The following is a 17,726-nucleotide window of genomic DNA, read 5'->3' on the forward strand; positions in this document are numbered from 1 at the left end:
GTCCTGTTACAGCAGGACGGCGGTGACGGCCAGGTCCTTGCCGGCCTAGCGTTCCGCGTCCTGGAGGATTTCGCAGATGACCCCGAAGGACCAGTCGCTGCGAAAAGGGGCAGACACCTGCCATAGGACAGTGAGCGGTGTGTTGCCGTCGTCGGCGATGGTGTCCGCGAAGTCATGCAGCGCATCATGCAGGGCATCAAGGTCCACGCCGTAGTGTTCGGGAAAAATGAGGACTTCGCCAAAGGCTTCCAGGACGGCGCGCTTGCTGTCGGCCGGAGGAACCAGCAGGCTGCGGCGGCCGGCGTCGGCCACCTGTTCCTGGAGTTCCTCCAGGAACAGGTCTCGCCGGAGTAAATCTTCATGCCTCGCTTAGCTGCCTTCCGTTACTGAATATTCGATGTTCGGATGAGGTACGTCTAGGTGCGGTAAATACTGATGGAATAGGCTTCGGCGAGGTCCTTCTCCCCCGACGCCACCTGTCCGCCCTGCCTCTGCTCATGCAGCGGTGAGGTGGTCAGCCGGAGTTCGAACAGCCGGTGGGCGGTGCCCTCGGCGGTCACCCGCGGCAGCGTGATCTGCACGTCCGAGGCGCCGCCGTTCACCACCACCAGGCCGGCCAGTGCGCCGTTGTCCGACCCCAACAGGAGCTGTACCACCCGCTGCTGCGGATCGTTCCAGCGTTCCATGGTCATGGGGTAGCCGTCCTGGTCAAACCAATAAAGGTAGGACTGCTCGTCCCGGACCGGAAAGTCGTGGGGCTGCGCGGCGAGGAATTCTTTGCGCAGGCGGATGTAGCGCTTGGTGCTGCGCAGCATCTCGTGGGATTCCGGGGTACGGGTCCAGTCAATCCAGGCGATGGCGTTGTCCTGGCAGTAGGCGTTGTTGTTGCCGTGCTGCGTCCGCGCCAGTTCATCCCCGGCCGTAATCATGGGGACGCCCAAGGATATGAGCAGCGAGGCCATCATGTTGCGGCGGGACTGGGCGCGCTTTGCCAGGATGCCCCCGCTCTCCGTGGGACCCTCGACTCCGTGGTTGTAGCTGCGGTTGTCCCCGTGCCCGTCCCTGTTCTGCTCGCCGTTGTCCTCGTTGTGTTTACGGTCAAAGGAGACGAGGTCGTTGAGCGTGAAGCCGTCATGCGCCGCTATGTAGTTCACGGATGCCAGCCGGGAACGGCCGGACGCCTGGAACAGGGCGGCGGACCCGGACAGGGCGTCGGCAAGCTTCGCCGTCGATCCGCCATGACCGCCGGCGTCCATGGCCGCACGGTCAGCAAGCCAGAAGGAGCGGAGGGCATCGCGGAAGTGGTCGTTCCAGTCCACCCAGCCCGCCGGGAAGCGTCCGGTCTGCCAGCCCCCGTAACCCACGTCCCATGGCTCCGCAATCAGCTTCACGTCTGAAAGGACAGGGTCGGCAGCAATGGCCACCAGGAACTGGTGCCGGGGGTCGAACTCGTTCGCCGCGTTGCGGCAGAGCGTTACCGCGAGGTCAAAGCGGAAGCCGTCGATGTGGAACTCGTCCACCCAGTACCGGAGGGAGTCCAGGACCATCTGGACCACGCGCGGTTCACTGAAGTTGAGGCTGTTGCCGCAGCCCGTTGTGTCCACATACTTTCCGTGCCCGTCCGTGCGGTAGTAGGTCTGCTCCCCCAGTCCGCGGAAACTGAGGGTCCGTCCGTCAGGACCGCCTTCAGCCGTGTGGTTGTAGACGACGTCAAGGATGACTTCCAGCCCGGCAGCGTGGAACAGCTTGACCATCCGCTTGAACTCGTCCTGGACCGCTTGGGGGCCCGCCTGCTGGGCGCCCTTGGTGGCATAGCCAGGGTGCGGGGCGAAGAATGCCGCTGTGTTGTATCCCCAGTAGTTGGTCAGTCCGAGGTCCAGCAGGTGGGGTTCATCCACGTGGAAGTGCACTGGCAGCAGCTGGACCGAGGTGACGCCCAGGCTGGTGAGGTGTTCAATGATGGCGGGGTGGGCCATCCCGGCGTAGGTACCCCGGAGTTCCTCGGGAACATCCGGGTGGAGCATGCTCTGGCCGCGGACGTGGGCCTCATAATTGATGGTGTTGCGCCAGGGGACCTGAAGCCGCTCATCCGTTCCCCAGTCAAACTCGCTGGCCGTGCGGACACTGGTCAGGAGCCCGTCGCGCTCCTCCACGCCCCGGCCGTAAGGATCGAGGAGAAGTGGCTGCCTGCCGTCGTCCTGCCCGTTGCTGGTGGGCGCGGCAAACGGCAGGGACTGCTCGCTGGAGGCGGCCCGGAAACCGTACCTGGATCCATACGGAAGATCCTCGACGATGCCGTGGTGAACGCCCTGGCTAACGTTCGGCAGCTTTTGGATCCGCCATTCCCGGCCCGGGGCTTTGTACACGATCTCCAGGCTGGGCACGGCGGGGGCGAAACAGGCGACGTTGGCACGGCCGCCTGGCCGGTGGCCCGTCCCTCCTGAATCTGCGCGCGGAACACTGACACCGAGTGGAACGGCCGTTGAGGCGTCATTGGTGGAAGCGGTGTCGAAGAGCGGCATGACCATCACCTAAATAGTAGCCGCAGCGCTCCCTTGGCCCGGACGGGCAGGGAACATGACGGCCGGAATCCACAGCCCCGGTTACGGGGAGGGTCCGCGCTTATCTTGCTGCGCGCTGCCTGGAGATTTCGTACAGCGAGATGCCCACCGCCATGGAGGCGTTAAGGGACTCCATGGCTGAGTCGATGGGGATGGACACGATCTGGTCGCAATTCTCGCGGACCAGCCGGCTGAGGCCCTTTCCTTCCGAACCCACCACAATGCATACGGGTTCGGTCGCGAGAGACAGGTCCGGCAGGGAGACGTCGCCGTCGCCGTCAAGGCCGAGGACGAAAATCCCCATGTTCTTGAACTGCTTCAGGGCATTGTTGAGGTTCGAGGCGCGTGCCACGGGGACGCGGACCGCAGCACCGGCGCTCGTCTTCCAGGCGGATGCGGTCACCCCCACCGAGCGGCGCTCGGGAACAATGACGCCGTGGCCGCTGAAGGCGGAGACGGAGCGGATGATAGCACCGAGGTTCCGGGGGTCCGTGATGCCGTCAAGGGCCACAAACAGGGGCGCGTTGCCGATGTGGCCCTTCTTCCACTTGTCCACTGTTTCTTCTGCCAGTTCGTACGCGTCCTGGTAGTCGTACGGCGGGATTTGGAGCACCAGGCCCTGATGGACCGCATCCTCGGTCATCCTGTCCAGCTCGGGCTTGCCGGTTTCCAGCAGCGGGATGCCGCGTTCGGCCGCAATCTTCAGGGATTCCTTGACCCGGTCGTCCATTTCGATCCGGATGGCCACATGCAGCGCCTTGGCCGGGATGCCTGCGCGGAGGGCCTCCACCACCGAGTTGCGGCCAGTGACCACTTCCTCGGTGGCGCGTCCCTTGGGGCCGGACTTGGACGCCCCGGCGCTGCGGGCGCCCGGGTTGCGCTTGGCGGCAGAGCGTTCGGCAAGCTGCTTGGCCTTGTGCGCCTTGTGGTACGGGCGGTCCTCGGCCTTGGGCGTTGGCCCTTTGCCTTCCAGGGCCTTGCGGCCGTGGCCACCGGTTCCGATGGTTGGGCCCTTCTTCGCTTTAACCGATCGGCGACCATTGTTGGCCATTGTGTTCCACCCTTGATTGTGATGACTGAGTCTGCATACCAGTCTACTGAACCAGGAAAAATCGCCGACCCCGGAGTGGATGGCCTGCCGGGGAACGCTGCGGGTCAGTCCCGCTTCAGGCTCCAGGCGGCTCCGTCCGGACCGTCCTCGACCAGGACACCGGCAGCTGTGAGGGTGTCGCGGATCGCATCGGACGCAGCCCAGTTCTTCTCGGCCCGGGCGGCGGCGCGGGCGGCGAGCTGGGCTTCAACCAGGGCGGCAAGGGCGGCGTGCTCCTTCCCAGCTGCCTCGGCCGGCTGCTGGACAGCATTGAGCCCGAGGACTTCGGTCATGGCCGCCACGGAGTCCATCGCCTGGCGGGCTGCATCATCGTCCCCATCGGCAAGCGCGGTATTGCCCGCTCTAACGGTTTCGTGCAGTGCCGCAAGGGCACGTGGGATGTTAAGGTCGTCATCCATCGCGTCGGCGAACCCCTGCGGGGCCTCTTTCATGGGCCCGGGTGCGCCAGCCACGGAGCCCTGGGCCCTGCCGAAGCGGGCCGCGGCTTTGGCCAGGAACCCGTCAATGCGTTCGACGGCGGCCGCGGCCTCCTGGAGGGACGTTGGACGGTAGTCCAGGACAGAGCGGTAATGGGCCTGCCCGAGGTAGTAGCGGACCACGCGGGGCGACGCGAGTTCCAGCATCTCGGCAGGGCTGATGGTGTTGCCGACGGACTTCGACATCTTTTCGCCCTCGTACGTCACCATCCCGTTGTGCATCCAAAAGTTGGCGAACGGGTGCCCCGCAGCCTGCGACTGGGCCATCTCGTTCTCATGGTGCGGGAACCGCAGGTCCAGGCCCCCGCCGTGGATATCAAACTCCGTGCCGAGGTATTTCGTGACCATTGCTGAGCATTCCAGGTGCCAGCCCGGCCGGCCGGCGCCCCACGGAGAAGCCCAGCTTGCCGTCGTCGGCTCTCCCTCTTTGGATCCCTTCCACAAGGCAAAGTCGCGGGGATCCTTCTTCCCGCGGGGATCGGCGTCCGGGGCAGCCTGCATGTCGTCGATATTTTGGCGCGTCAGTGCGCCGTACTTGCTCCACGAGCGCACGTCAAAGTACACGTCACCGGAACCGTCCAGCGCCGGGTAGGCGTGGCCCCGGTCCATCAGCTGCTGAATGAGGGCGTGCATCTCAGGGATATGGCCTGTGGCGCGGGGTTCATAGGTGGGACGGGAGACGCCCAGCATGTCGTAGGCCATGAGGAATTCCCGTTCGTAGCGGTAGGCCAGGGCCCACCACTCCTCTTCCCGCACTTCCCCCGGTTCAGGCTGGAACCCAGGGGCGAAGGATGCCTCGGACTTGGCCAGGATCTTGTCATCGATGTCGGTGACGTTCCGGACCACCGTCACTCTGAGTCCGCGGTAGGTCAGCCAGCGGGTGAGCTGGTCGAAGGCGATGGCCGAGCGGATGTGGCCCACGTGGGGCATGCCCTGCACGGTTGCCCCGCAGTAGTAGAGGCTGGCCTTGCCCTCGACGAGGGGCACGAAGTTCCGGACTTCGGCGGAGGCAGTGTCATAGAAGCGCAGGGTCACCGCTCCAGATTAGCTGATGGGCCGGATCAGCCGATGGGAAGGTGCGGCCTCGGATACACCAGGGCCGTGGCCACCGCGGAGATACCCTCGCCGCGGCCCGTGAATCCCAGGTGGTCGCTGGTGGTGGCCGTGACGCTCACCGGCGCGTCCGCGGCGTCGCTGAGGACCTGCTGGGATTCCTCCCGCCGGGGGCCAAACTTGGGCCGGTTGGCGACGAACTGCACCGCGACGTTGGCAATCTCAAATCCTGCTGCCCGGACGATGCGCGCAGCTTCGGCGAGAAGGGTCACGCCGGAAGCGCCGGCGAATTCCGGCCTGTCGGTGCCGAAGTGGGTGCCCAGGTCGCCGATGCCGGCGGCGGAAAACAGCGCGTCGGCGGCCGCGTGGGCGACGGGGTCGCCGTCGGAATGCCCGGCCAGGCCCCGTTCGCCGGGCCAGAGCAGGCCCCCGAGCCACAGCGGACGCGGCTGGTCCTCAGCAGCGTAGGCGTGGACGTCCAGGCCGATGCCGGTACGCGGGATGATCATGTCTGCCGGTTCCATGCCTAACCCTCCACCCATCGTGCGCCCAGCGGGCCTTCGAGCAGCCCTTCGGCCAGGATCAGGTCCAGCGGTGTGGTGATCTTCAAGGACTGCGTGGAGCCGCGGACCACGTGGACCGGGGTTCCGAGCCTCTCCACGAGCATTGCGTCGTCGGTGACAGCTTCGGACTCCTTGCTGTCCAGGCCCCGGGCAGCCTCGTGGGCCTTGAGCAGGGTACGCAGGTGGAAACCCTGGGGCGTCTGGACTGCCCGGAGTTCCTCACGGGGCGCTGTTCCGGTGACTACCTCCGGCGCCAGCCCGGTGTCGCTTCCGGTAGTGCGGGCCACAGTCTTGACAGTATCCACCACCGCCACTGCGGGAATCACCGCGGCAGCCCCGGCCGCCAGCGCGTCCCCCACGCGGTGGAAGACGGACTCCGGCGTCAGGGCGCGGGCGGCGTCGTGCACCATGACGGCCTCTATGCCGTCCATCAGTGCTGCCAGGCCAGCGCGGACGGAATCAGCCCGGGTGGAGCCGCCGTCGACAATCGAGAGGAGGGGGCCGCCGTCGGCCAGTTCCTGCCGGAAATCCTCACAGAGTTGCCGGAGGGCGTCATGTCCGGGGGGCAGTGCAATGCATACCTGGCTGCCGGCGCCGGAGGCGACAATGCCGCGCAGGGCATGCATCAGAATGGGTTCGCCGCCCAACGGCACGGCTGCCTTGGGCATGCCATAGCCCAGCCGCTGTCCTGAACCTGCTGCTACCAGGATCACGGCGGTGACCAGGCGCGTGGGTGTTTCGCTCATGCGGACTAGCCTACGTCCCCTGCGCGATCCAGGACCTGAACACTTCCGGACGAATGTTCCAGGGCAGCAAGCTGGGCAAAAAGAAACCCCGGCGGCACTTGGATGCCACCGGGGTTCAATTCTTAGGAAGCCAGGACCTCGTCGAGAACGCTTGCAGCCTTCTCCTCGTCGGTCTTTTCGGCTAGCGCCAGTTCTGAAATCAGAATCTGCCGGGCCTTGGCCAGCATTCGCTTCTCGCCTGCGGAAAGGCCCCGGTCGTGATCGCGGCGCCACAGGTCGCGGACGACCTCTGCAACCTTGATGACGTCACCGGAAGCAAGCTTCTCCAGATTTGCCTTGTACCTGCGCGACCAGTTGGTAGGTTCTTCCGTGAACTCGGCACGAAGCACATCAAACACGTGCTCCAGGCCATCCTTGCCCACGACATCCCTAACCCCAACGAGGTCAACGTTTTCTGCTGGAACTTCAATGGTCAGATCACCCTGAGCCACCTTGAGCTTGAGATACATCTTCTCTTCGCCCTTGATGGTGCGCATCTTGATTTCTTCAATCTTCGCAGCACCGTGGTGAGGGTAAACTACTGTCTCGCCGACCTCAAATACCATGTGGACATTTCCCCTTTCCCGCTGACCAGTTTATCACGTTGCAGGCATATGACCGGCCCGGGAAAGGGCCGGGAACCGCAGAAATACGCGGAAAATGGGCCTAATCCAACCCCCTCAACCCCTTGACGAACGCAGATAATAGTGCATGCGCCGCCGTTCAAGGAAGGGCGATGTGACGGCCCCGAATCCTTGTTTGGCCTGCTTTGCGGATAGGCTATGCGTGGCTAATGTTTCAAGACTCTCGAGGAGTACGTGACGTGCGTTTCACTGCGACCAACCGGGCCCAGCGCGGCAAACTGGCACTGACGGCTGCCGCCCTTGGCGTCGGACTGCTGGCGTCGGGCTGCGGCTACACGAATGCCCAGCAGACAACTGCGCAGTACCAGCAGTCGGACGGAATCAACACCGACATCGGTCCGCTCGAGGTGCGCAACCTGCTGATCGTCTCCGCCGGTGAGGACCAGCCCGGCCGCGTCATCGGTGCGGTGTACAACTCGTCCTCCGAGGATGTCACGCTGACCCTCAACGGCGCTGAAGGGTCGCAGACGGAAGTGCCGGTCAAGGCCGGCTCACAAACCCTGCTGAATGACACCAGCGATGAAGCGATCCTGAGCACCACCGGCGGCATCCCGGGTTCCCTGGTGGACATCAAGATCACCGAAGACGCGACCAACATGAGCAACACCGTCAAAGTTCCTGTGCTGGACACCACCCTGCCTGAGTACCAGGAGTACCTGCCGGCCGGCAGCACGCAGTCGCCGTCTCCCACGCCGTCGCCGACTGCTTCCGAACTGGGCGGCTCGAACCACTAGTCCGGGCACAAGCAAGGCATACAAAAGGGAGGGGCCGGTTGGCTCCTCCCTTTTGTATGCCTTGTGCCCGGCTCCCGCCGGCGCCGGCGGGCCTACGGCTCGAACTTGTAACCCAGCCCCCGAACAGTCACCAGGAACCGCGGGGCAGAGGGATCCGGCTCAATCTTGCCGCGGAGCCGCTTCACGTGGACATCGAGCGTCTTGGTGTCGCCTACGTAATCCGAACCCCAGACCCTGTCAATGAGTTGTCCCCTGGTCAAGACCCTTCCGGAGTTCCGCAGGAGCATTTCGAGAAGCTCGAACTCCTTCAGCGGCAGAAGCACCTGCTCGCCTCCCACGCTGACAACGTGCCGCTCGATGTCCATCCGGACCGGTCCCGCCTGGACGGTGGAGGAAACGAGCTCCTCCGGTTCGCCCTGGCGCCGCAGCACTGCCCGGACCCGGGCCACCAGCTCGCGTGAGGAATAGGGCTTGGTGACGTAGTCGTCTGCACCAAGTTCCAGCCCTACCACCTTGTCAATTTCAGCGTCCTTGGCCGTCAGCATGATCACGGGGACACTCGACCGCTGGCGGAGTTGGCGGCACACCTCGGTGCCGGACTGCCCCGGAAGCTGCAGGTCCAGCAGCACCAGGTCCGCCCCGTTCCGGTCGAATTCCGTGATGGCGTCCAGGCCGTTGTCCACGACTTCGACCTCAAAACCTTCCTTGCCCAGCAAGTAGGACAAGGGATCGCTGAATGATTCCTCATCCTCAACAATCAGGATCCTGCTCAAGCGTTCGCTCCTCGTTCTGTTGCGCCGGCGGCGCGGGGTACTTGGGTGACTGCGGGCTTGTTGGCCCCCTGCCGAAAGATTCCGGCGGCCGGGGCGGCAATGGACTGCTCCTCCTCGCCGTCCTGGCCTTCCATCTCGGGAAGGCGGAGGGTGAAGGTCGAGCCCTGGCCGGGCTGGGACCAGAGGGTGACCTCGCCGCCGTGGTTTGAGGCAACATGTTTGACGATGCTTAGTCCAAGGCCTGTGCCGCCGGTGTGGCGGGAACGCGCTGCATCCACCCTGTAGAAACGCTCAAAGACGCGTTCCTGCTCCTCAGGGCTGAGTCCCTCACCCTGGTCCGTCACGGAGATGGAAACCAGGCCGTCCCTGCTGCGGACGCCGATTCCCACCCGGGTGTTCTCCGGCGAATACCGGATGGCATTGTCTATCAGGTTCCGCAGCGCCGTCACCAGCAGGTCCTGGTCGCCGAAGACCTTCGCCTCAGTGCGGCCGCCCACCACCATCCGGATGTTCTTGCTCTCGGCCGGCAGCTGGGAGCGGTCCACGGCCTCGGCGATGACTGCGTTGACGTCAACGGGCCCGCCCTGCTGCGCCACACTGGCGCCCTGAAGCCGGGAGAGCTCAATAATGTCCTGTACCAGCGCGGCGAGGCGGCCGGACTCCTTGTGCATGCGCTTGGCGAAACGGCGGACCGCCAGTTCGTCATCGGCGGAGGACTCGATGGCCTCCGCGAGGAGCGAAATGGCCCCGACCGGCGTCTTCAGCTCGTGGGAAACGTTAGCCACAAAATCGTTCCGGATCTCTTCCGTCCTGGTGATCTCGGTCCGGTCATCCGCGAGCAGCAGGATGTATTCCTCACCCAGCATTGCGGCCCGAACCTGCACGATGATGGTTCCCTGGCCCAGCGGGCCGCGCGGCAGCTCCAGCTGCTTCTCCAGGACCACCCCGTCGCGCCGGACGCCGGCGGTCATGTCCAGCAGCTCTTTGTGAACCACGGTATGGCCGCGAACCAGGCCATAGGCATAGGCGGCAGGGCTTGCGCGGACCACACCGTCCACCGCGTCCACCACCACAAAGGCACGTCCGACGACGGCCAGCACCTCCGCGGCGCCGGCCGGCAGTGCCAGTTCCTCGGCGTCCACGTCCAGCAGTTGGCGCTGTTTCTCGCTGACCCGGAACGCCAGCACGCCGAACGTGCCGAGCGCCAGGCCGATGAGGCCGGCCACCAGGCCGATGAGCATAGGATCCACAGCACCACCTTATGCTCTTGTGTAAGGCCAATCGGCGCGTCCGGGCCTCCTCGCCGCACGGTTCAACTAACGTTCACCTGCAAGGGCCTCACCGTTTACCCGGTACTGGCAAAGTGGCCAGTTGGAGTGCCGAACGGCAACGCGATTCCTGCTGCCTGACAGGCGGGGCGGGAGTTACAAGGAAAGGACGCCTACGTGCGTAAGGTTTTTCAGGAAGAGCTGACCCAGGTCGGTGAACAGCTGGTGGAGATTTCCCGGCTGGTCAGCGAAGCGATGGACAAGGCCACAACGTCCTTCGAAGTGGCGGACGTAGACCTCGCGCAGGACGTCATCGCTGCGGACGCCCGCATCGACTTCCTGCAGAACAGCCTTGATGAGAGGGCCATTGATATCCTGGCGCTCCAGGGCCCGGTGGCCAGCGACCTGCGGATGATTGTGGGATCGCTGCGGATGAGCGCTTCCCTTGAGCGGATGGGCGACCTTGCCCGGCACATCGCCCAGCTCGCCCGCTTGCGGTTCCCGGCCACGGTTATTCCGGAAGCCATGACCGGGACGTTCAAGCGCATGGCGGAGCTGGACAAGGAGATCGCCCACAAACTGACGGTCCTGCTCGAAACCCGCGACCTTGAACTGGCCAGGGACATCCTGAAGGCCAACACGGCCATCAACGATCTGCACCTCAGCGTTTTCAAGGCGATTGCGGCACCTGAGTGGTCGGAATCGCCGGCCACCACGGTGGACGTCGCACTGGCAAGCCGCTACTTCGAACGCTTTGCGGACCACGGCGTTTCAGTGGCCCAGAAGGTCACGTACCTGGTGACCGGCGCCTGGCAGCCCACCGGAACCGAGCACAGCTAGTTCCCTGGAGTACGACGGCGGGCTGGTCACCTGGGGTGACCAGCCCGCCGTCGTTGTTTCCGGAGTTCGTCCTACTTTTTGCCCTGGTTGGCAACGGCCAGGATGGCTTGTTCGGCAGCTTCCGGATCGAGGTAGGTGCCGCCGGGCTTGATCGGCTCGAAGTTCCCGTCCAGCTCGTACACCAGCGGAATGCCGGTGGGGATGTTGAGGCCGGCGATGGCTTCGTCACTGATGCCATCCAGGTGCTTGACCAGTGCGCGCAGCGAGTTGCCGTGGGCCGTCACCAGGACGGTCTTGCCGGCCTTGAGGTCTTCCTTAATGTCCGACTCCCAGTACGGCAGCAGCCGGACCAGCACATCCTTGAGGCACTCGGTGCGCGGCAGGGCGTCCCCGAGGTCTGCGTAGCGGGGGTCGTGCGCCTGTGAGAACTCGGAGTCGTCATCCAGCGGCGGCGGCGGAGTGTCGTAGGAACGGCGCCACTCCATGAACTGCTCTTCACCGTATTCGGCGAGGGTCTGGGCCTTGTCCTTGCCCTGCAGTGCGCCGTAGTGGCGTTCGTTCAGGCGCCAGTCGCGCTTCACCGGGATCCAGCCACGGTCGGCCTTGTCCAGGGCGATGTTCGCCGTGTTGATGGCCCGCTTCAGCAGGGAGGTGTAGAGGATGTCCGGGAGAATATCGTTCTCAACCAGGAGCTCTCCGCCCCGCGCTGCTTCCTGGCGGCCCTGGTCGTTGAGGTCAACGTCCACCCAGCCGGTGAACAGGTTCTTGGCGTTCCATTCGCTGTGGCCATGGCGCAGCAAAATCAGCTTGTAAGTCATGAATTTCATCCTAGCCGAGCGCCCGAGCCGCCCGCCCAGCGTTACAAGCCGCGTCAGCCGGGGGTGAATCGAAAGGATAAGGTTGGGCGGTGGTGCAGAAGGCTGAACGGGTGGCGTCCCCGCAGATTAGCGGCAGGAGCCTCCCCGGGAAGCAGGGCAGGCCGGTTGGCAACATCACCCGCGGCACCACCAACCCCAACCGGATGCGGCGGGTGGACCGCTGGCTGGCAGGACCGCAGGCCTGGCGCCTCCGTGATGCTGCGGACCCTTTAGTGGTGGACCTTGGCTACGGCGCCTCGCCCGCCACCGCCGTCGAGCTCTACGAACGGCTCTCCGCCGTCCGCCCCGAAGTGAAGGTCTACGGGGTGGAAATTGAGCCGGAACGGGTCCGTGCGGCTCTTCCCCTGCAGCGCGCCGGGCTCAGCTTCCGCGTGGGCGGGTTCGAACTTCCCGTGCCCGGGCAGCCTGTCCTGGTGCGCGCTTTCAACGTTCTCCGGCAGTACGAGGAAGCGGACGTGGCCGGGATCTGGCGGCTGGTGCAGGACCGGTTGCCTCCCAACGGCCTGTTCGTCGACGGCACCTGCGACGAGGTTGGGCGGCGGGTCACGTGGGTGGCACTGGACGCCGACCGGCCGCTCTCGCTCAGCATCTCGGTGCGGTTCGGCAGTTTCCAATTGCCGTCGGACGTTGCCGAAAGACTGCCCAAGGCGCTGATCCACCGGAATGTCCCGGGCGAACGGGTGCACGCACTCATGCAGGCGATGGACCGGGCATGGCTTGAGTGCGCCCCGCTGGCGTCCTTCGGCAACAGGCAGCGTTGGCAGGGTATGTGCCGCAGCCTCCGGGATGCCGGCTGGCCGGTGCAGGACGGCCCTTCACGTTGGCGGCTTGGCGAGCTCACCGTGGACTGGGACTCTGTGGCCCCACAGCCGCACTAAGTCACCAGGGGCCGTAAGGTCCTGTGTTGCGGCTGCCGCCGCGGCCGGCATCCTTGACTGCGGGACGCACGTCGGCCAGGTACACGGAAGCGGCCACGACGGCCGCGAGCCCGAACAGGCCGAGCGTACTGAAGAAGCCGCCTCCGCCGCCGAGAAACGAAAAAACACCGACAAGGGCGGCGCCGCCGGTCAGCGCCAGCCAAAAGCCCTTGGTCCTTTTGCCGGTTGCCTCATACGCATTGGCCCGGTGCCGCGCGCAGTCCACCAGTGCCCAGAGTTCAAGGCCCAGCGCAACCAGGGCAAGGGTAAAGAACACTGCCTGCTCTACAGGCCGGATTATCATTTCGCTGTCCACAAGCCCAGCCTATCCGCCCAGCGTGTCCAGCGCCTGCTCCAAATCGGACCAAAGGTCCTCCACGTTTTCCACGCCGACGCTCAGGCGGACCAAATTCTCGGGGACACTGGCTGGTTCAGCGGCGTGCCGCCGTCGGCGTTCAATGAGGGACTCAACCCCGCCCAGTGACGTTGCAGGCAGCCACAGGTCAAGGGCGCGGACCAGCCTGTCAGCCGCGTCAGCGCCGCTTAGCCCCGCCACGGGTGCCACCTGGACGCAGATGATCGAGCCGAAGCCCTTCATCTGGACCTTTGCCCGCTCATGGCCAGGATCCGCAGGCAGGCCCGGGAACCGGATGGACTCGATCCTGGGGTGGCTGCCCAGCCGCTCCGCCAGCACCAGGGCAGAGGCCTGGGAGCGCTCTATCCGCAGTGCCAGGGTCCGCAGTCCGCGCAGCGCAAGCCATGCTTCGAACGGCCCGGCTATCCCGCCGTGGATGGTCCGGTTGTGCAGCAGGGCCGAGCGGATATCCGCGTTGGACGTCACCAGGGCGCCCAGGACGACGTCGGAATGGCCGGCCAGGTACTTCGTCACCGAGTGCAGGACGACGTCGGACCCCAGGGCCAGGGGCTGCTGCACCAGTGGTGTGGAGAAGGTGTTGTCGGTGACGACGATGGCACCGACGGCATGCGCCGCTATGGTCAAGGCCTGGACGTCGGCAATGCCGAGCATCGGATTGGTGGGGCTTTCAAGCCACAGCATGGAGGCAGCCCGGGCGTCAGGGCCACTCGGCGCCAACGCGGCCTTGACGGCATCCGTGTCGGCGATGTCCACGGTGCGCAGTTCGACGAATCCCTTCTGCGCCAGTTCGGAGGCCATCACCAGCGTGCCCGAATAGCTGTGCGTTGGCATCACCAGCACTCCCCCGGCGGGGATCAGGGACAGGGCGGAGCTCACTGCTGCGAGGCCGGAGGCGTAGAGGAGGCCGGGAAGTTCGGCGCCTTCCAGCTGTCCGAGTGCCTCTTCGAAGGGATCCCAGGTGGGATTGGAGTACCGTCCGTAGCCACGGTCGCCAGTATTGAGGGAGCCCGTCCCGAAGTAAGTGGAGGAGAGAACGACGGGCGGATTGACCGGCTGGTCCCTCTCCCGCGGGGGACGCCCCGCCGCAACCACCACCGTTTCTGCTGACAGGGCTGCCGCCTGCTGTTCCGAAAGACTCATGCAGGAAAGCCTACTGTTCGCCCGGATGACCCTCGAAAACCGTTACCCATGCTGTCCACATCGGGCTGTCCCCGCTCTGCGATTGGCGGTGGAGGTCGGTAGGCTTATGCAGTGAGCAAACAAAGGGCCGGTCTTTTCATCGCATTTGAGGGCGGCGACGGTGCCGGCAAGTCCACGCAGGCTGCGCGGCTCGCCGAGGCCCTTGAAGCACGGGGCCTGACTGTCCTGCGGACGCGCGAGCCGGGCGGAACGCCCATCGGCGAAAAACTGCGCTCCCTGGTCCTCGACCACGGCCACGGCCTCATCGACGCCCACACTGAAGCGCTAATTTTTGCCGCCTCCCGTGCCGCACATGCAACCCAGGTGATCCGCCCCGCGCTCGACCGCGGCGAGATTGTCCTGACAGACCGGTACATTGATTCATCAGTTGCCTACCAGGGCGCCGGCAGGGCCCTCGGTGAGGATGCCGTACGGTCCCTCAACGAGTGGGCTACCTCCAGCCTGCACCCCCACCTGACGGTCCTGCTGGACGTGGATCCTGCCATGGGCCGACGCCGCCGGACAGCCGGTGACGCCGCGGAGGACCGGTTGGAGGCTGAAGCTGACGAGTTCCACACCCGGATCCGGGACGCGTTCCTTGAACTGGCACGCAGGCGTCCCGAGTCGTACCTGGTGCTGCCCGCACATCTTTCCGTCAGCGAACTGTCCGCCCTGATTCTTGAGCGGGTCGATAGCCTGCTGGCTTCGCAGCAGGGCGCGGCGGACGCCTCCCTGGGCCAGGTCCCGGCCATCGGCGGCGGCTTATGACGGTGTGGGATGACCTGCAGGGGCAACCCGCCGTCGTCGAACAGCTGCGGCAGGCCTCGAGCGGGGAAGGGCTGACCCATGCGTGGCTTTTCACCGGTCCGCCCGGTTCCGGGCGTTCCAACGCGGCCAAGGCGTTTGCTGCGGCATTGAACTGCGGCCAGGACGAGGTCAGCCTCCGTGGCTGCGGGCACTGCGACGCGTGCAGGACCATCCTGGGTGAGACGCATTCGGACGTGACATTCGTCCGGACCGAGAAGGTCACCATCACCATCGACGAAGCCCGGGAGCTCGTTGCCACCGCCGGAAACCGGCCCTCGGCCGCCAGGTGGCGCATCATCGTGGTGGAGGACGCTGACCGAATGGCCGAGCGCACTACCAACGTGCTCCTCAAAGCCATCGAAGAGCCGACACCCCGGACGGTGTGGATGCTGTGCGCGCCATCCCCGGCCGACGTCTTGGTAACTATCCGCTCGCGCTGCCGCAGCGTCGCGTTGCGGCTGCCGCCTGCCGCCGATGTTGCCGCCCTGCTGGTAAAGCGCGACGGCGTGGAGCCGGCCCTTGCAGAGCGCGCAGCCCGCGCAGCGCAAAGCCATGTGGGAATTGCCCGGCGGCTTGCCCGTGATCCGGCAGCCAGGGAACGCCGGCTGGAGACGGTACGGTTCCCGCTCGGCCTGCGGGGCGTCACGGCGGCTGTGATGATGGCTGACAAGCTCGTGAAGATCGCCACCGCCGAGGCCAACAGTTCAAACGAGGAACGTGACGCTGCGGAAAAGGCCGCACTGCTGGCCACCCTCGGCGCGCCGGAGTCCGGGACACTTCCCCCGTCCATGCGCAGCCAGGTCAAGCAGCTTGAGGAAGACCAGAAGCGCCGGGCAAAGCGGTCCGTCACCGATTCCCTGGACCGGACACTGACGGACCTTCTGTCCTTCTACCGGGATGTGCTGATCATCCAGCTCGGGAATGCTGTGGACCTCGTGAACGTTGAGTTGAGGAGCGAATTGGAGGAATTCGCCGGCCGCTCAACTCCCGAGTCCACTCTTGCCCGGATGGATGCCATCAACAAAGCCCGTGAACGCATCACCACCACCAACGTTGCACCGCTGTTGACCATTGAGTCCATGGCAGCCAGCCTGATCTAGCCCTTCAAGGAGACCCGATGACTGCCCGCCCTCTGCCCGCACGCCCGAGAACCGCGGCAATCGGCGTCCGAGCCTTTGGGGCCATGGTCCTGGCCATGGTTCTGGCCTCCTGCAGCCTTCTGGACGGTGGCAACGACCGCAACCAGGAGGCGGCCACCGCCAAGGCTGACCCGTCGATCGTCGCGGCTGCACCTGAAGGACTTGGGCAGTTCTACTCGCAGGAAGTGGTCTGGGAGCCCTGTGAGAACGAGTTCCAGTGCGCCAAGGTAACAGTGCCCATGGACTATGACAACCCCGGGGGTGAGACCATCCAGATTGCCGCGCTGAGGGCTTCAAGCACGGGCAAGAAGAACGGCAGCCTGCTGGTGAACCCGGGCGGTCCGGGCGCCTCCGGCTACGACTTCGTCAAGGATGCGGCCGGAACACATTTTTCCCAGGCCGTACGTGAGGCCTATGACGTGGTGGGCTTCGACCCCCGGGGCGTCAAACGCTCCGCACCCGTCACCTGCCTGACAGACGCCGAACGTGATGCAGCCAGGGCCAAGACCTACAACCTCGAAACAGACGCCGGCCTGGCCACCGCCCTGGCGGACAACAAGGCCATCGCCGGGCAGTGCGCGGAGCAGACGGGTGCTGTGCTGGCACACATCGACACTGAGAGCTCCGCCAAGGACCTGGACATCCTTCGGGCCGTCGTCAACGACGCAAAACTGAACTACCTCGGGTACTCCTACGGCACGTTCCTGGGCTCTACCTATGCTTCGCTGTTCCCGGAGAATGTAGGGCGGATGGTGCTGGACGGGGCGCTCGACCCCTCCATCAGCAACGAAGAGCTGACCCGTGGCCAGGCCCGGGCCTTCGAAAAAGCCCTCCGGGCCTACGTCGCCAGCTGTCAGGGCCAGGACGGCTGCCCGCTAAGCGGTGACGTGGATTCCGGGGTACAGCAGATCCGCGACCTGATTGCCGCCGTCCAGCAGACCCCGCGCACGGCGAAGGACGGGCGGGTGGTCAACGCCACCATGTTCGTGAGCGGACTCATTACCCCGCTGTACAACGACCAGAGCTGGCCCGCGCTGACGCAGGCCCTTGAGGCGGCGATGACAGGGGACGTGAGCCTCATGCTGCGGCTGGCTGATTTGGGCGCCGACCGCTCGTCGAACGGGACGTACACGTCCAATTCGACGTTCGCCTTCAACGCTATCAACTGCCTCGATTACCCCATGGAGTCCGGGACTGCAGCAATGCGCGCTGAACAGCAGCGCCTCATGCAGGACTCCCCCACGTTCGGCTACTTCTTCGCTTACGGCGGGACCAACTGCGTCGACTGGCCGTACGAGAATGTGCGCACACCTGCCCCTGTCGAGTACGACGGCGAGTCCCCCATCGTGGTGATTGGCACCACCGGTGATCCCGCGACACCGGTGGAGTGGGCCTCGTCCCTTCGCAAGCAGCTGGGCAACGCGGCCCTCATGACGTGGGAAGGCGAAGGCCACACCGCCTATGGCAGGTCCAACAGCTGCATTGAGGATGCCGTTGACGCCTACCTGGTAAGCGGCCGGGTTCCGGCTGACAACACGGTGTGCTGAACGCCTCAGCTGTTGGCCGGTGCGCCATTTTGACCCGGGCGCGGGGACTCTATTACAGTTGACTCTTGCATGAAG

The 17,726-nt window shown here is 65.2% G+C and carries 17 protein-coding genes and 1 pseudogene; 6 read left to right on the plus strand and 12 right to left on the minus strand.

Annotated features, from left to right (window positions below; all coding sequences use genetic code 11):
* Positions 1-45: 45 nt before the first annotated feature.
* The 7 genes and pseudogenes from FDW84_RS17905 to FDW84_RS17935 form a co-directional block, all read right to left on the minus strand.
* A pseudogene (locus FDW84_RS17905) lies at positions 46-362 on the minus strand (barstar family protein).
* Between the two features lie 54 nt (positions 363-416).
* Positions 417-2,528 carry a glycogen debranching protein GlgX gene (glgX, locus tag FDW84_RS17910; RefSeq protein ID WP_138610844.1) on the minus strand — a complete coding sequence of 704 codons (2,112 nt, stop codon included), beginning with the start codon at positions 2,526-2,528 and terminating at the stop codon, positions 417-419.
* Between the two features lie 94 nt (positions 2,529-2,622).
* Positions 2,623-3,612, minus strand: coding sequence for a 23S rRNA (guanosine(2251)-2'-O)-methyltransferase RlmB (gene rlmB / locus FDW84_RS17915; protein WP_138610845.1), 990 nt, complete (start codon positions 3,610-3,612; stop codon positions 2,623-2,625).
* 104 nt (positions 3,613-3,716) lie between these two features.
* Positions 3,717-5,183 carry a cysteine--tRNA ligase gene (gene cysS / locus FDW84_RS17920; RefSeq protein ID WP_138610846.1) on the minus strand — a complete coding sequence of 489 codons (1,467 nt, stop codon included), beginning with the start codon at positions 5,181-5,183 and terminating at the stop codon, positions 3,717-3,719.
* A 26-nt stretch (positions 5,184-5,209) separates the two neighbouring features.
* Positions 5,210-5,725 (minus strand): 2-C-methyl-D-erythritol 2,4-cyclodiphosphate synthase, encoded by a 516-nt coding sequence (gene ispF, locus FDW84_RS17925; protein ID WP_138610847.1) that lies wholly within the window; start codon positions 5,723-5,725, stop codon positions 5,210-5,212.
* A 2-nt stretch (positions 5,726-5,727) separates the two neighbouring features.
* A complete protein-coding gene (gene ispD, locus FDW84_RS17930; RefSeq protein ID WP_138610848.1) occupies positions 5,728-6,510 on the minus strand; it encodes a 2-C-methyl-D-erythritol 4-phosphate cytidylyltransferase in 783 nt (260 codons plus the stop codon).
* 122 nt (positions 6,511-6,632) lie between these two features.
* A complete protein-coding gene (locus tag FDW84_RS17935; RefSeq protein ID WP_009357288.1) occupies positions 6,633-7,115 on the minus strand; it encodes a CarD family transcriptional regulator in 483 nt (160 codons plus the stop codon).
* 257 nt (positions 7,116-7,372) lie between these two features.
* Here FDW84_RS17935 and FDW84_RS17940 point away from each other — a divergent pair, with 257 nt between their 5' ends.
* A complete protein-coding gene (locus FDW84_RS17940; RefSeq protein ID WP_171046832.1) occupies positions 7,373-7,927 on the plus strand; it encodes a hypothetical protein in 555 nt (184 codons plus the stop codon).
* A gap of 92 nt (positions 7,928-8,019) precedes the next feature.
* Here FDW84_RS17940 and FDW84_RS17945 read toward each other — a convergent pair whose 3' ends face one another.
* Both FDW84_RS17945 and FDW84_RS17950 read right to left on the minus strand, forming a co-directional pair.
* A complete protein-coding gene (locus FDW84_RS17945) occupies positions 8,020-8,700 on the minus strand; it encodes a response regulator transcription factor (protein WP_138132660.1) in 681 nt (226 codons plus the stop codon).
* On the minus strand, positions 8,697-9,941 hold the full coding sequence (locus tag FDW84_RS17950; protein WP_138610878.1) for a sensor histidine kinase: 1,245 nt from the start codon (positions 9,939-9,941) through the stop codon (positions 8,697-8,699). Before FDW84_RS17950 ends, FDW84_RS17945 begins: the two co-directional genes overlap by 4 nt.
* A gap of 204 nt (positions 9,942-10,145) precedes the next feature.
* On the opposite strand from FDW84_RS17950, the gene phoU reads away from it, so the two are divergent.
* The gene (gene phoU / locus FDW84_RS17955; RefSeq protein WP_138132662.1) at positions 10,146-10,808 is read left to right on the plus strand and encodes a phosphate signaling complex protein PhoU; all 663 of its coding nucleotides are present in this window, start codon (positions 10,146-10,148) and stop codon (positions 10,806-10,808) included.
* 71 nt (positions 10,809-10,879) lie between these two features.
* Here phoU and FDW84_RS17960 read toward each other — a convergent pair whose 3' ends face one another.
* Entirely contained in the window at positions 10,880-11,626 is a 747-nt protein-coding gene (locus FDW84_RS17960; protein WP_138610850.1) for a phosphoglyceromutase, read from the minus strand.
* Positions 11,627-11,715: 89 nt separating this feature from the next.
* Between FDW84_RS17960 and FDW84_RS17965 the strand changes: the two genes are divergently transcribed.
* Positions 11,716-12,564 carry a class I SAM-dependent methyltransferase gene (locus FDW84_RS17965; RefSeq protein WP_171046833.1) on the plus strand — a complete coding sequence of 283 codons (849 nt, stop codon included), beginning with the start codon at positions 11,716-11,718 and terminating at the stop codon, positions 12,562-12,564.
* A gap of 1 nt (position 12,565) precedes the next feature.
* Here FDW84_RS17965 and FDW84_RS17970 read toward each other — a convergent pair whose 3' ends face one another.
* Positions 12,566-12,919: a DUF2516 family protein gene (locus FDW84_RS17970; protein ID WP_138610852.1), complete on the minus strand. Its 354-nt coding sequence runs from the start codon at positions 12,917-12,919 to the stop codon at positions 12,566-12,568.
* A gap of 9 nt (positions 12,920-12,928) precedes the next feature.
* A complete protein-coding gene (locus FDW84_RS17975; RefSeq protein WP_138610853.1) occupies positions 12,929-14,119 on the minus strand; it encodes a trans-sulfuration enzyme family protein in 1,191 nt (396 codons plus the stop codon).
* A gap of 111 nt (positions 14,120-14,230) precedes the next feature.
* Here FDW84_RS17975 and tmk point away from each other — a divergent pair, with 111 nt between their 5' ends.
* The 3 genes from tmk to FDW84_RS17990 are packed head-to-tail and all read left to right on the plus strand — an operon-like array spanning position 14,231 to position 17,651.
* Complete coding sequence (gene tmk / locus FDW84_RS17980) at positions 14,231-14,926, plus strand: dTMP kinase (protein ID WP_138610854.1); 696 nt, start codon at positions 14,231-14,233, stop codon at positions 14,924-14,926.
* Positions 14,923-16,065 carry a DNA polymerase III subunit delta' gene (locus FDW84_RS17985; RefSeq protein WP_138610855.1) on the plus strand — a complete coding sequence of 381 codons (1,143 nt, stop codon included), beginning with the start codon at positions 14,923-14,925 and terminating at the stop codon, positions 16,063-16,065. Before tmk ends, FDW84_RS17985 begins: the two co-directional genes overlap by 4 nt.
* Before the next feature lie 17 nt (positions 16,066-16,082).
* The gene (locus FDW84_RS17990; protein WP_138610856.1) at positions 16,083-17,651 is read left to right on the plus strand and encodes an alpha/beta hydrolase; all 1,569 of its coding nucleotides are present in this window, start codon (positions 16,083-16,085) and stop codon (positions 17,649-17,651) included.
* Positions 17,652-17,726: the final 75 nt, after the last annotated feature.

It is taken from the genome of Pseudarthrobacter sp. NamE5 (genome assembly GCF_005796225.1).
GTDB lineage: Bacteria > Actinomycetota > Actinomycetes > Actinomycetales > Micrococcaceae > Arthrobacter.